8 protein-coding genes are annotated in these 14,106 nt (G+C 63.7%); 6 read left to right on the top strand and 2 right to left on the bottom strand.

The genetic code is table 11. The features are described from left to right. Window positions 1–60: 60 nt before the first annotated feature. Window positions 61–2,466 (bottom strand): alkaline phosphatase family protein, encoded by a 2,406-nt coding sequence (locus tag GGR36_RS05015; RefSeq protein ID WP_183632545.1) that lies wholly within the window; start codon window positions 2,464–2,466, stop codon window positions 61–63. Between the two features lie 196 nt (window positions 2,467–2,662). Here GGR36_RS05015 and GGR36_RS05020 point away from each other — a divergent pair, with 196 nt between their 5' ends. From GGR36_RS05020 to GGR36_RS21605, 4 genes are all read left to right on the top strand, one after another. Next, window positions 2,663–3,451 carry a gamma-glutamylcyclotransferase gene (locus tag GGR36_RS05020; protein ID WP_183632547.1) on the top strand — a complete coding sequence of 263 codons (789 nt, stop codon included), beginning with the start codon at window positions 2,663–2,665 and terminating at the stop codon, window positions 3,449–3,451. Between the two features lie 115 nt (window positions 3,452–3,566). Then, window positions 3,567–4,283, top strand: a complete 717-nt coding sequence (locus tag GGR36_RS05025; protein WP_183632549.1) for a hypothetical protein — start codon at window positions 3,567–3,569, stop codon at window positions 4,281–4,283. 36 nt (window positions 4,284–4,319) lie between these two features. Continuing rightward, window positions 4,320–9,689: an AAA family ATPase gene (locus tag GGR36_RS05030; protein ID WP_183632551.1), complete on the top strand. Its 5,370-nt coding sequence runs from the start codon at window positions 4,320–4,322 to the stop codon at window positions 9,687–9,689. Window positions 9,690–9,770: 81 nt separating this feature from the next. Further along, window positions 9,771–10,496 (top strand): phospholipase D-like domain-containing protein, encoded by a 726-nt coding sequence (locus GGR36_RS21605; RefSeq protein WP_207064305.1) that lies wholly within the window; start codon window positions 9,771–9,773, stop codon window positions 10,494–10,496. A 14-nt stretch (window positions 10,497–10,510) separates the two neighbouring features. Here the strand turns inward: GGR36_RS21605 and GGR36_RS05040 are convergent, their stop codons facing one another. Continuing rightward, window positions 10,511–11,857 (bottom strand): hypothetical protein, encoded by a 1,347-nt coding sequence (locus GGR36_RS05040; RefSeq protein WP_183632553.1) that lies wholly within the window; start codon window positions 11,855–11,857, stop codon window positions 10,511–10,513. 348 nt (window positions 11,858–12,205) lie between these two features. On the opposite strand from GGR36_RS05040, the gene GGR36_RS05045 reads away from it, so the two are divergent. Together GGR36_RS05045 and kdpA are read left to right on the top strand one after the other, a co-directional pair. After that, window positions 12,206–12,298, top strand: coding sequence for a potassium-transporting ATPase subunit F (locus tag GGR36_RS05045; RefSeq protein ID WP_183632555.1), 93 nt, complete (start codon window positions 12,206–12,208; stop codon window positions 12,296–12,298). Beyond that, on the top strand, window positions 12,295–14,103 hold the full coding sequence (gene kdpA / locus GGR36_RS05050) for a potassium-transporting ATPase subunit KdpA (protein ID WP_183632557.1): 1,809 nt from the start codon (window positions 12,295–12,297) through the stop codon (window positions 14,101–14,103). The genes GGR36_RS05045 and kdpA overlap by 4 nt, the downstream gene beginning before the upstream one ends. Window positions 14,104–14,106: the final 3 nt, after the last annotated feature.

Here is a 14,106-nt window from a genome sequence, read left to right on the forward strand (position 1 = left end):
GTTGCGCCTTGAAGTGTTCCGCGACGCCGCACGTATCTGCAGCGCCGCGGCTCCGTCAGATCAACCGATCCGGCGCGACAGGTCGTCGATCAGGGCGTGCAGCGACTCCAGACTGGTCGCCCGCGCCAGGATGTCATCGGAAATCTTCTCGGCTTCCGATGCGCTGAGCTTCCCGCGCGCCAGTGCCCACACGATGCGCGGCGTCATCAGCCGATGCAGGTCGTTGAGCTCAAGGTGCTGCCGCGGTTTGCCCTTGCTCGGGAAGTCGCTGTCGTAGGGCGGCTTGAGCGTCGGCGCGTCGTGCCTGGGCGTGGTGCGCTGAAACACCGCTTCAAAAGTCGGCGCCTTGTCGGTGCGGTCGCCCAGCGCCCAGCTCGCCTTCGGAATGCCATACCAGTGCAGCAGCGTGGCCAGGATCGAGGTCGAGTCGTAGGCCACCGGCGTCGAAGAGCGGAACACGGTCTTCTCGTTGATCCACGGCGACACCAGGATCGTCGGCACCCGCACGCCCATCATGTCGAAGCGGTAGCCGTCGATCACGTCATTCGGCCACGGGTTCTCGGCGTAAGGCGGCGGCACATGGTCGTAGATGCCGCCGTGCTCGTCGAAGGTGATCACGAACAGCGTCTCGTTCCACGCCGGACCCGCCTTCATCGCGTTGAAGAGTTCGTTGAGTGCCTGCTCGCCGGGTACCACATCGGGCCCGGGGTGATAAGAAGTGGTCCCTGCCGAGCCTACCCACACCGGTTCGAGGAAGCTGAAAGCGGGCAGCTTTCCGGTCAGTGCGTCTTCCTTGAACTGGTCGATACCCGCGATGAACTTGGCGGTATTCGCGTCCACCGACGGAATCTGACCCTGCAGGTAAAGGTGATAGGTGTGGACAAAGTTCATCCACACGATGGAGTTGTAGATCTTCCAGTCGGTGAAGCCGTTGGTCCACAGCACCTTCCATACCGACTGGCGATGCCAGGTATCCGGCCAGTCGATGTACTGCACACCATTCTGGAAATTGTTGAGCTGACGCAGCGCCGACCCGCTGAACGCGAAGGCGCGGTTGGAATCGGTCGCCCCAGGCATCGAGCTGAACCAGGCATCCGACACCGCGTAATGCTTTGCAAGCCCGTTGAGCACCGGGAGTTGTTCCGGCGAGTAGGTCCACATCACCGAATCGGCCGCGTTGTTCCAGACGAAGCCCCCCATATTCGGGGTCATGCGCTTCTCGTAGCCGTGGCTGTCCTTGTAGAAGTACTGGCGCATCACGTCCGAATGGTCGTGGTACGGATCAACCGTCAGGAAGTTCAGCGAATAGTCGTCGCTCAGCTTGCCGTCCTTGTACTTCTCGAGATAGACCTTGCGCTCGCCGCCCTTGCCGTCCGACGCCAGGTTGTACATCTCGGTGCTGGCACCGTCGAAAGGCCGATCATCACCGACGAAGTGGATGCCGGTTTCGCCCTGCTCGTACAGCCAGCCGCAGACATGATCGAAGGAGCGGTTCTCAAGCATCAGGTACACGACATGCTTGATCTTGTCGCGCATGAAATCGATCGTACCGGGGACGTTCTTGCGCGCCACGTCAACCGGCCTCAGGGCCTGGATGCCGAGCAGGTTCGTCTGCGCCGCAAACGCTTCGGGCAGCACGCCGCTGCGCACCGGCCCGGTCAGCGGGTTCTCGCTTTTCGGGTCGAATTGCCACAGCCGGTAGCTCCGATCGGCCGGCACCCAGTCGAGCACATGTTCGCCGATCGCAATCAGTTTGTGACTCGCGTCGATGTCTTGCCACTGCCCGTGCTGGATGCTTGGTCGGGCAAGCGGAAATTCGTTCTGGGGATCGAAACTCCAGACCGCGTATTCGCCGGTCGCCGGCACCCGGTCGAGCACATAGTTGCCCAGCGCGATCAGTTCATGCCCATCGGCAATCGTGTCGAACGCACCCTGCGGCGACCACGGCTTGGGCAGTGGATCAGACTGACATTTCGCCAGCGGAAGCGGATTCGGGTCGAAGTTCCAGAGCTGGAAGGTGCCCCGCCCGCTCTGCGGAATCAGGTTCAGAACGAAGCCGCCCAGCGGGACCAGCATCAGGTTCTTGCCGGAGTCGAAACTCTTGCTGGCGCCATCGGGGTTGCCGAAGTCCGGACGCGACCACCAGAACTTCGACTTCGGCCACAGGCCCTTCTGCACCGGCGCACCGGCAAGGGGGTCGGGGCTGGCTGGATCGAACTCGAACAGGCGATACGGGAAGCACGCCTGATAGGACTCCAGCGCGACCGGCCCCCACTCCAGCAAGTAACGCCCGATCGACAGCATCTGGTGACTGCGATCGAAGGTCGCCTTCGGGCTGAGCGGCACCGGCTCGAACAGCGCGGTGCTGTCGAGATCCAGCCGCCACAGACCGTAACTGTCATCGGTTTCGCTGCGGCTGATCACATAGTCGTGTCGAGCGCCCGCGCTCGGGGTACTGAGGGTCATCGGTGATCTCCTGTTGGGGCGCGGATCGTGCCGCGCACGCTGTTTTCGTTCTTCTGCTGCACAAACTCGTTTAACCTTAGGCGCTAAACACCGCGCGCGCCAGACGCGCAGCGAAAGGTCCGGAATGCGAGCCTTCGCGCCGCCCGCATCCTAACCCTGAAAAGTAACGCCCCCCAATATCAAGGAGCCACGACAGGTGTTCTGGTACTTTGGCTATGGTTCAAACATGGACTTGCGCTCGCTGCGCGCCAAGGGCGTCGAGCCGACCGAATCGCGGCGCGCGGTGCTGCACGGTTGGCGCCTGCGTTTCAACGTTCACCACTTCTTCCGCCATGAAGGTGGTGTCGGCAACATAGAGCCGACGGGTAATCCGGCCGATCAGGTCTGGGGCGTGGTGCACCATTGCGATGACCCTGACCTGGAACTGCTCGACGCGGCGGAGGCCTATGGCCACGGCTACGACCGCATCGCGGTAACCCTGGAGACCGGGAGTGGGCCAATGAAGGCTATCGCCTACGTGGGCATCCCCTCCTTCATCGATGAAGATTGCCGGCCCACGCAGCGATACCTCAACATCCTGATCAAGGGCGCCACCGACAACGGCCTTGATGCGGACTACATCGCGGCGCTGCGTCGACACCCCGTTCACCAGAAGCTGCCGGTACCGCCCTTTCTGCCACCGCCCGGCGACTATCCCGTCTACACCGCAGAAACGCTGGCGGAGCAGCCGATGCTGACCGCACTCGCCGGTGCCGTGTTCGACATGACCGACGCGCGCTGGCAGCACAGCTTTCTGCAAGGCTTCTTCGGAGGGCGCGACATGACGCTCTTCCACCTCAAGCGGCTCGACCATTCGGACGGCAGCGAGACCCTCGACGACATCCGCCACAACCGCCTGAGTGCAGCGCAGCGTCAGTACCTTGATGAGTACCTCCACGAATACAGTGCAGAGTACGTGTACGTGGGACGTTTCGTTTACGACTGAGCGTGGCGCCCCACCCGCAAACCCGCACCAGCGCTGACTCTGGCGAGAAGATCGAATTGCAGCGCGGCGCGGCTCAAAGTAGGCTTTCAATACCCGACAGATAAGAGGACACACCATGGACCAGTTTCCCGAAGCGCTGCCACACGGCCCGATAGAAGAAGTTTTCCCGAACGTGTTCTTCGTGACCGGCACCATGAAGACCGAGTTGATGAATGCGCACTGGCATTTCAGCCGCAACATGACGATCGTGCGCGAAGGCGACAGCCTCACGCTGATCAACACCGTGCGGCTGACCGACGAAGGCCTGGCAGCACTCGATGCGCTCGGACGCGTCACCAACATCGTCAAGATCGGTTCCCTGCATGGCCGCGATGACGCCTTCTACAAAGCGCGCTACGGCGCGACCTTCTGGGCAATGCCCGGCATGCAGCACGAACATGGCCTCGTTGCCGACAAGGAACTTGTGCCCGGCGGCGAGATGCCCTTCGCCGGTTGCAGCGTGTTCGATTTCCGCACCATCAAGCTGCCCGAATGCATCCTGCACATCGACCGCGAAGGCGGCATCCTGGTCGCCTGCGACGCCCTCCAGAACTGGGAGACCCCGGACGAATTCTTCTCCGACGAATCGCGCAGCATGATGACCGGCATGGGCTTCTTCCAGCGCGGCAACTTCGGGCCGGTGTGGATGCAAGTGAATGAACCAGCGGCCGACGATTTCACGCGCCTGAAGGAACTGAGCTTCCGCCACGCACTGTGCGGTCACGGCCAACCGCTGCGCGACATCGCCAAAGACGCCTACACCGAACGCGCGAATACCGTGTTCGGCGTCTGATCGGGTGGCACCGATCGCCCTGGCCTGACGCCGCACGTGGTCACGATCCCCGGATACGAGATCGGCGCCAGCGTCCACCGCGCGCGCCAGAGCACGCTGTTTCGTGCCAGCCGCCTGTCAGACGGCGCCGCGGTGCTTATCAAGACGCTCGATGTCGAATACCCCGGCAAGCAGGGCATCGCCGCCCTGCGCCGCGAGTACCAGATCACCGAGCGCCTGCAGCCGGTCGCTGACGTCATCCGTATCGCGGGTCTCGAGACCTGGGGCAACGGCAACCTCGCGCTGGTGTTCGAGCGCTTCGGCCACACGCTGGCCGAGGAACTCGACGCGCTGCCTGCCCGCCGCATGCCGCTCAGCCGCTTCTTCCCGCTCGCAGTGCGAATTGCGGAAGCGCTCGGCCAGGTGCACGAATGCGATGTCGTGCACAAGAACATCGAACCCCACAGCATTCTGATCGACCGTGAAGGCGGTGTCAGGCTGATCGACTTCGGGATCTCCTCCGAACTCTCGCGCGAGCGGCCGAACTACGGCGTGTCGCGCAAGCTCGAAGGCGCCCTCCCCTACATCTCGCCGGAACAGACCGGCCGGATGAACCGCGACCTCGATTACCGCTCGGACTACTACTCGCTTGGCGTGCTGCTGTTCGAGCTGCTGACCGGCGAAACACCGTTCAAGACTGACTCAATCCTGGAGTGGGTGCACAGCCACATCAGCAAACAGCCGCCCTCGGCCAGCACCTTGAACCCGGCGGTGCCGGAAATGCTGGCGGCGATCGTCCTGAAACTGATGGCGAAGAACGCCGAAGACCGCTACCAGAGTAGTTTCGGCTTGATTTCGGATCTGCGGCGTTGCGAACGCGAGCTGCTCGACCACGGCGGCGTACGTCCCTTTGCTCTGGGCACACAGGACATCTCGCGCCGTTTCCAGATCCCGCAAAAGCTCTATGGCCGCGAACCCGAACTCGCCGCCCTGCTCGCGCTGTTCGACCAGGTTGCCGCAGGCAGCACGCAGATCTGCATGGTTGCGGGTTACTCCGGCGTGGGCAAGTCGGCCCTGGTCAACGAGATCAACAAGCCGCTGGTACGCCAGCGCGGCTACCTAATCCAGGGCAAGTTCGACCAGTTCCAGCGCAGCACGCCCTACTCGGCGGTCGCCGTCGCCTTCCGCAGCCTGGTGCAGCAGCTCCTTGCAGAAGCCGGTGAGCGGCCGCAACACTGGCGCGAACGCCTGGTCACGGCGCTCGCACCGAACGCGCAAGTCTTGATCGATCTGGTGCCCGAACTCGAAATGATCACCGGCCCGCAGCCGGCTGTGCCCGAGCTGCCGCGCACCGAGGCACAGAACCGCTTCCAGATCGCGGTACTGAATTTCGTGCGCGTCGTCACCAGTGAGCAACCGCTGGTGATTTTCCTCGACGACCTGCAATTTTCCGACGCATCGACGCTCAACCTGATCCGCTGGCTGGCTAACGCGCGCGACCTTTCTCGCTTGCTGCTGATCGGTGCCTATCGCAGCAACGAGGTCGACATCGGCCACCCGCTGCGCCTCGCGCTGGACGAGATTGAGGAGAGCCGCCCAGTGCACGAACTGCCGCTGCGGCCGCTCGATCAGGCTTCTGTCGAGCAACTCGTGGCCGACACCCTGCATGTCGAGCGCGGCGCCTGCGTGCCGCTCAGCGCGCTGCTGTTCGACAAGACCCAGGGCAACCCGTTCTTCCTGACCGAAATGCTGCGCACGCTGGAACAGGCGCGTGCGATCAGCTTCGTACCCGAGGTAGGCCGCTGGCGCTGGGACATGGAGGCGGTGCGGCGCAGCGGACTGAGCAGTAACGTCGTCGAGTTCGTTGTCACCAACCTGCGCAAGCTCCCGCCGGATACGCAGCGCGTGCTGCAACTCGCCGCATGCATCGGCAGCACTTTCGACCTGCGCACGCTGTCGGTCATTCACGAGCAGTCTATGGACGACACCGGCGAGGCGTTGCTTCCTGCGCTGCGCCAGCACATGGTGATCCCGCTGCAGCAAGACTACACGCTGGTCGGCAAGGCGGCCGGCGCCGATGAGGGCTCGCCGGGTGACGGCGTGAACCCGGCCTACCGTTTCCAGCACGACCGTGTGCAGCAAGCCGCCTACGAGCTGATCGACGCCGAACGCAAACAGGCAGTCCACCTCTCGGTCGGTCGTTTGATGCAGCGGCATGCCAACTCGCGGGAGCGCGACGAGCGCCTCATCGACATCGTCGGCCACCTCAACGAAGGTCGTCGCCTGATCGATGATCCGGCAGAGCGGCTTGCGCTGGCGCGCCTCAACCTGGCGGCGGGCACGCGCGCGCAAGCATCATCGGCCTACGAATCGGCGCTCGGGTATCTGCAGATCGGGCAAGACTTGCTACCGACCGATGCATGGGAGAGCGAGTACGAGCTCGCCCTCGCGTTAGCGATGGAATACCAGCAGTGCGCCTACCTCACCGCACGCTACGAGGATGCCGAGCGCTGGATCGAGCTGATGCTTGCGCGCGCACGCACCAATCTCGAAAAGGCCGAGATCCTGTCCATGCGCACCCGCCAGTACGCCACCACCGGGCGGATGGAAGAGTCGATCCAGGCGGCGATCGCGGGGCTCACGCTGCTCGGCCTGCGCATCACCGACAACCCGGATCGCGCCGCGATCCAGCGCGAACGTGCCGCGGTGCGACGCAACCTCGCAGGACGCCGTATCGCCGAGCTGATCGACGCCCCGGCGCTGCGAGATCCAGAAAAGCTGATCGCGATCCGCCTGCTGATGGAGATCTTCCCCGCCGCGTTTCTGTCTGGCAGCGGCAACCTGTTCCCCTTCCTGGTACTCAAGTCGGTGAACATCTCGCTGCGGCACGGCAACAGCCCGGAGACCGCGTTTGCGTACGCAGCCTACGGCATGCTGCTGTGCGGCGTGCTCGATGACCCCGCGCTCGGCTACGAATTCGGCAAGCTCGCGGTGGCAATGAACGACCGGCTCGACGACATCGCGCTCAAGTCGCGGGTGATCTACGTCTATGCGATGTTCGTGCACCACTGGAGCAATCACTGGACGACGATGACGCCATGGTTCCGCCGCGGCATCGAATCCGGCTACCAGTCGGGCGACCTGCTCTATCTCGCCTACAGCGCGCAGGACTGCATCATCTGGGACCCGAAGCTCGATCTCGAAACCGCTGAGCAGGAACACGCCGACTATCTGAACATCGTGCGTGACTGCGAATACCAGGATTCGCTCGACTCGGGCACGCTGTTCCTGCAGATGCAGCGCAACTTCCTCGGCCGCACCCACGGCCTGTGTTCGATGAACGACGCGAGCTTCAACGAGCAGGCCTGCGTCGACGGCATGCTGGCGCGGCGCTTCATGACCGGCGTCGCGAACTATCACATCTACAAGGCCGAGATCTGCCACTTCTACGGCCAGTACGAAGAAGCCCTGCTGCACATCCGCACCCAGGACAAGCTGATCGCCTCGTCGATGTCGCTGCCGCAATTGGTGCGCTTCTACATCGTCGCCTTCCTCACGTTCGCCGCCGTGCTTCCCGGCATGGAAGCCGACGAACAGACCCGCACGCGCCAGCGCTTGCAGGCCGATCTCAAGCGCATGCGTCGCTGGGCGCGACACTGTCCGGACAACTTCCTGCACTTGCAGTGGATGATGGAAGCCGAACTGGCGCGCCTTGACGACCGCGTCGACGCCGCGCTACGGCTCTACGAGAAAGCCATGGATGCCGCGCGGACGCAGGAATTCCGTCGCGACGAGGCGATGGCCAACGAACTGGCCGCACGCCACCTGCTTGCCGCGGGCCGGCGCAAGGCCGCGGTCGGTTACCTGCGCGCCGCACGTCACCTGTACGAGCGCTGGGGTGCGCGGCGCAAGGTCGACCTGCTCGACGAAGAATTCCCGCAGATCCTGCGCTCGCCGGGCACACGGGCGGTAAGCGCGGTGGCGCGTGCCGAACTGCGAGAGGGCACATCGGCGGAGGTCGATTCGGCGACACTCGACATGGCCTCGCTGATGAAAGCCTCGCAAGCCATCTCCAGCGAGATCGTGCTCGAACAACTGTGGACCACGACGATGCGGATCATGCTGGAAAACGCGGGCGGCCAGCGCGGTTGCTTCGTGATCCGGCGCGATGGCCAACTGGTTGTGGAAGGTCTGTGCGAAGTCGGCCGCGAATCCGACGCGCCGGCACGTTCGATCACCGTGCGCAGCACCGACGACACTGCTGCGCTGCCGATCACGATCGTCTATCACGTGCTGCACACCAACACACCGGTGGTGCTGAACGACGCCAGCCAGGCCGGGCATTTCTCGCGCGACGCCTACCTGCTGGCACGCAAGCCGCAATCTGTGCTGTGCATTCCGCTGATCCGCCAGGGCAAGTTCGAAGGCGCGATCTACATGGAGAACAGTCTCGCGACCGGGGTCTTCACCGAAGACCGTATCGAGGTCATCAAGCTGCTCGCGGCACAGGCCTCGATTTCGATCGAGAACGCGAAACTCTACGAAGACCAGTTGCGCCTCATCGCCGCCCAGCGGCGTTTCGTCCCCAGCCAGTTCCTCGAAAGCCTCGCCCACCCGGACATCGCGACGGTGGACCTCGGCGAGCATGTCGCCAAGAAGATGAGCGTGATGTTCGCCGACCTGCGCGGCTTCACGCCGCTCGCCGAACGCCTCGATCCGCAGACGGTGATCGAGATCCTCAACCGCTACTTCGTCAGCATGGAGCCGGCGATCATCCAGGCGGGCGGTTTCATCGACTCGTTCGCCGGCGACGAGATCAAGGGCCTGTTCGACGGCACGCCGGATTCGGCGGTGCGCGGCGGCATCGCGATGTGGCGGGCGCTGGAGGCCTTCAACCTCGCCTCGCAGGAGCTCGGCCACCCCGAGTTGATGATGGGGATCGGCGTCAATACCGGGCCGGTGGTGCTGGGCACCGTGGGCGGTCACAACCGCATCCAGTGTTCGGTGATCGGCGATGTGGTGAACCTGGCTTCGCGCATCGAACAGCTCACCAAGGTCTACCGCGCGCGCTTCCTGATCGGCCAGCAGACCTACAACGGCCTCAGCGATCCGGAGGCGTTCGCGATCCGCATGGTGGATCGCGTTGCGGTGAAGGGCAAGAACGTCGCGGTGGAACTGTACGAGGTGCTCGACGCCGACACGCCGCAGCGGCGCGCAGCCAAGCTTGCGACGCGCGACCGGCTCGCCGCCGCGATGGCGCAGTACTTTGCGCGGGATTTCAAATCCGCATGGGCGGCATTCGAACAACTCGCCCAAGAAGACCCGGAGGATGCGGTGCCACCGCTGTTCGCGGAACGCTGCGTGCGTTACCTGCAGGCGCCACCACCGGACGACTGGCAAGGTTTCGAGCGCCTCACGCAGAAGTGATCACCGCCGGATAACGGAAACCCCACCCTCACCCGCGGCGGCCACCCGGCTGCGCGACACCTCCCGACTGGAGTCCACACCATGGCCACGCGCAAACCGAGCAAGAGCAACGTCATCGCCGATCGTTCGCAGACCCTGCAGACTTTCGACCTCCTCGACCTGCAACAGTACACCCGGGAGAAGTCCTACTCGAACAATGCGAGTCGTGACTTTCACTTGTTCTACGTCGGGCGTGACGATGTGCACGACATCCTCAAGCACATCCTTTCGCGGGTCAGCGTCTCGCTCTACCTGAACATGTTCGGCTATGACGACGACGAACTGAACGACATCGTCATGGCCAAGGCGATGGATCCGCAGATCACGGTGCTGATCACACTCGACAAGAGCCAGGCCGGCGGCATGCATGAAAAGCGCCTGCTCGATTCGGACATCGCCAAAGACCCCGCCGCGTTCAACACGCATTTCGTGATCGGCCAATCCGCAACCCATCAGATCAGCCACACCAAGGGATTCGTCGCCGACGGCCTGGTCGGTTGCGAAGGCTCGACGAACTGGTCAGCCTCCGGCGAAGGCACCTTCGTCGTGACCGGACAGGCCGGCGGCGTCGGCTACAAGGCGCAGAACAACACGCAATCGGTGTTCACCGACCCCGACACGATCCATCGTTTCCAGGCGGAATTGATCGCCGAACATCTGGCCGCGCGCGCACAGCAGGCGGCAAGCAAACCCGCGGGCGCAGCGTCGGACACCGCTGCCACAACACCCGCCGCAGGCAAGCCGGCAAAGAAATCCGCAAAACGCTGATGGCCGCCAACCGCTCAGGCAGCGCTGCCTAGCGGCTTGCAGCCGAAGCACGGGGACAGGCTGGCGCCGCCAGCCTGTTTGCAGCGCGCGACCGCCTCGTCAAAGCTGTACATCGGCGCGATCTTCACCGGGTCGAAGCACAGATCCATCTGCGCGAGCGCGCAAATCGTCAGCGTGTCGTTCGCGTCCGGAGGATTTGGCGCGCCCTCGCCGTCGGCGGCGCCGAACCAGCGCTGACAGGCCTGCGCCTTCGCCGCCGCAGGATCGAAGGGCTTGCCTTGCGCCAAGGCATCGGCATACAGGCTAAGCCAGGTCGCCGCGACCAGATCCTGTGCCTCGTATTTCTGGATATTCGGAATCTTCGATGGGTCGCTGGTGCATTCGCCGGTGACACCGGCCGCAATCATGTGGTTCGCGATCATGTACGGCGTGAGCTTGGCGCTGTCAGGATGCAGGCGCACAAGCCCGACCTGCAGCACATCGACGGTCGGCGAACCGTTCTTGTCCTTCGGCAGCTGATCCTTGTAGCGTGTGCGGAACCAGCCCGGCGCCTGCGGATCGTAGAGCGGCGACCCGCACACCAGCAGCGGCAGCGTCAGCGGGTTCGACCTGTTCGAAGGCGGATCGAGCATCAGTTCGAGCATCGCCCGCACATAGTTGAGCCCCTTCTTCTCGTCGTCGTAGAACTGCGAGGTCAGGCTGATCGGGAAGTAGTCGTTCGGATACTCGCTCTCGCCCGATCCGGGCGCGGCAATCGGGTTCACGTCAAGAATCGAGTGATACAGCGACGTCTCGGTGATGCCGACGCAAGTCAGCAACTGCGCCCAGCGCCGCAGCGTCATGTTGTTGAGGTAGTCGGCGGTGCGGTACGCCACGATAGGCGGGTAGTGCATCAGCGTCACCGCGCGGTGGTTGGCGATCGGCATGCCGAGCGGCAGGCACGGCAGCCATTCGGAGGGGCCGTCGCTGCGATTGACCGGGTAACCCGCCATCGGATTCCAGGCCGGCGTGCGCTTGCAGGCGTCTGCCCCTTTGAGCGCAAGGCCAAAGTGCCTTTCGTCAAGCATCGCGACATGCATGTCCGCAAACTGTCGCGCCTGCGCTTCGTATCCGGCTGCCGGTTCGAAGCTGACGCGGTAACGCCCCTCGTGCTTATCCACCCGCAGCGATCCCGTGACAATGCCGATCCCGTCCTCGGCCAGCGAACTTGCGGTGAAGTGCGCAATTACATCGGCATAGGTCTTCAAACCCAGCTTCTTGCGGGTCGCCGGCTCAAGCAAGGCGGGCTTCGGGAAGATGCGTTCCTGGTATCGCGCACTGCCGGGCAGCTGGTACTGGATCACGACGAATACCTCGCTCAAGGATTTGCCGGCGGACCTGCCGGGAGTGGCGCCGACCGCATGCTGACCGATGCAGCCAGTACGACACGGCGCTGCGATGATGCCTGATGCCGCCGATTCCTTGAAGCCCGGCGTTCCCTCATGCTCGCCCAGCCCGCCGCGCGGCACGCGAGCCCGGATCTTTACGGATTCTTGATACCGCGCCCTTGGATCTTTCCCCCGTCTTTACGCGCCGCTGTCTAGAGTTGAAGCATCCAATCAGTGCATGCCGGGAGGCATCGTGGATCTGTTCTTCATTCTCGTGACCGTGGCGTTCTTCGCCGCGACCGGCGCCTTGTGCGCCCTCTTCGACCGCATCAGGAGGCGCACATGAGCGCGCTCCACTTCATCGCCCTGGGGCTGGTGATCGCACTGGTGATCTACCTGGTGCTGGTGCTCTTCAATCCGGAGGACTACTCATGACAGCCAATGCCTTTCTGCAGGCAGGGCTCTACGTTGTTGTACTGCTGGCACTTGCCTGGCCGCTGGGCCACTACATGGCCCGCGTCTTCGAGGGCAAGCTGCCGATGTTCGTGCGCTGGCTCGCCCCGCTCGAACGCGGCCTCTACCGCCTTGCAGGCGTGTCACCCCAAGACGAAATGGACTGGCGCCGCTACGCAGTCGCCGTGCTGCTCTTCAATGCAGCCGGCCTGTTCGTCGTCTACGCGCTGCAACGCGTGCAGGTCTGGCTACCGTTCAACCCGCAGGGGCTCGCCAACGTGCCGGCCGACCTCGCGTTCAACACCGCAGTGAGCTTCGCCACCAACACCAACTGGCAGAGCTACAGCGGCGAAGTGGTCATGTCCTACTTCACGCAGATGCTGGCGCTGACGGTGCAGAACTTCGTTTCCGCCGCGACCGGCATCGCCGTGCTGCTGGCGCTGGTACGCGGCTTCGTGCGCCGCGAGACCGGTGACCTGGGCAACTTCTGGGTCGATCTGACCCGTTCCACCGTGTACCTGCTGCTGCCGCTGTCGCTGATCCTCGCGGTCATCCTTGTCGGCCAGGGTGTGGTGCAGACCTTCTCGCCGTACAAGGAAGTCGCGCGGGTTGAAGCTACGGCTTACGACGAGCCGGTCGTCGATGCATCCGGCGCCGCGGTGCTCGACAAGAACGGCAAGCCCGTCACCAAAGCAGCGCAAGCCAGCACCCAGACGCTGGCGCTCGGGCCGGCCGCATCGCAGATCGCGATCAAGCAACTCGGCACGAATGGTGGCGGCTTCTTTGGCGTGAATTCCGCGCACCCGTTCGAGAACCCGACACCGTTGACCAACTTCCTCGAAATGCTGGCGATCCTGCTGATCCCCGCGGCGCTGTGCTTCACGTTCGGCCGCATGGTGCGTGACGAGCGTCAGGGCTTCGCCCTGCTCGCCACGATGACGATCATCCTCGTCGCGCTGATGGCAGTCTGTATCGGCGCCGAGCAGAGCGGCAACCCGATGTTCGACAGGATGGGGCTCGCTACCGCGGCGTCCGACGCGCAATCCGGCGGCAACATGGAAGGCAAGGAAACCCGCTTCGGGATCGTCAATTCCGCGATATGGGCAACGGTGACCACGGCGGCTTCGAACGGCTCGGTCAATGCGATGCACGATTCGCTGACGCCACTCGGCGGCCTGGTGCCGATGTGGCTGATGCAACTGGGCGAAGTGATCTTTGGCGGCGTCGGCTCGGGCCTCTACGGGCTGATCGTCTTCGCCATCGTCGCGGTGTTCATTGCCGGCCTGATGATTGGCCGCACGCCCGAATATCTCGGCAAGAAGATCGAATCCTTCGAGGTCAAGGTGTCGGCCGTCGCGATCCTCGTGCCGTCTGCGGCGGTGCTGATCGGTACCGCAATCGCAGTGCTCGTCGACCCCGGCAAGTCTGTCGTCGCCAATCCGGGCACGCACGGGTATTCGGAAATCCTCTACGCCTTCTCGTCGGCGGCCAACAACAACGGTAGTGCCTTCGCCGGTCTGGGCACCAACAACTTCTTCTACAACCTCGCGCTGGGGCTGTGCATGCTCTTCGGGCGCTTCTGGGTAATCGTGGCGGTACTCGGCATTGCCGGTTCGCTGGCCGCGAAGAAGCTCGTCCCGGTGTCGAGCGGCACCTTGCCCACCCACACGCCAATGTTCGTCGGCCTGCTGATTTGCACCGTAGTGATCGTCGGCGCGCTGACCTTCCTGCCCGCGCTCGCGCTTGGACCGATCGTCGAGCATCTTCAGATGATCGCAACGCGCTGAGAC

The organism is Niveibacterium umoris, assembly GCF_014197015.1.
Lineage (GTDB): Bacteria > Pseudomonadota > Gammaproteobacteria > Burkholderiales > Rhodocyclaceae > Niveibacterium > Niveibacterium umoris.

Excerpts from the sequence above, each read along its gene's own strand:
- GGR36_RS05015 (WP_183632545.1), bottom strand. The coding sequence starts at position 2,466 with ATGACCCTCAGTACCCCGAGCGCGGGCGCTCGACACGACTATGTGATC.
- GGR36_RS05025 (WP_183632549.1), top strand. The coding sequence starts at position 3,567 with ATGGACCAGTTTCCCGAAGCGCTGCCACACGGCCCGATAGAAGAAGTT.
- GGR36_RS21605 (WP_207064305.1), top strand. The coding sequence starts at position 9,771 with ATGGCCACGCGCAAACCGAGCAAGAGCAACGTCATCGCCGATCGTTCG.
- GGR36_RS05045 (WP_183632555.1), top strand. The coding sequence starts at position 12,206 with ATGAGCGCGCTCCACTTCATCGCCCTGGGGCTGGTGATCGCACTGGTG.
- kdpA (WP_183632557.1), top strand. The coding sequence starts at position 12,295 with ATGACAGCCAATGCCTTTCTGCAGGCAGGGCTCTACGTTGTTGTACTG.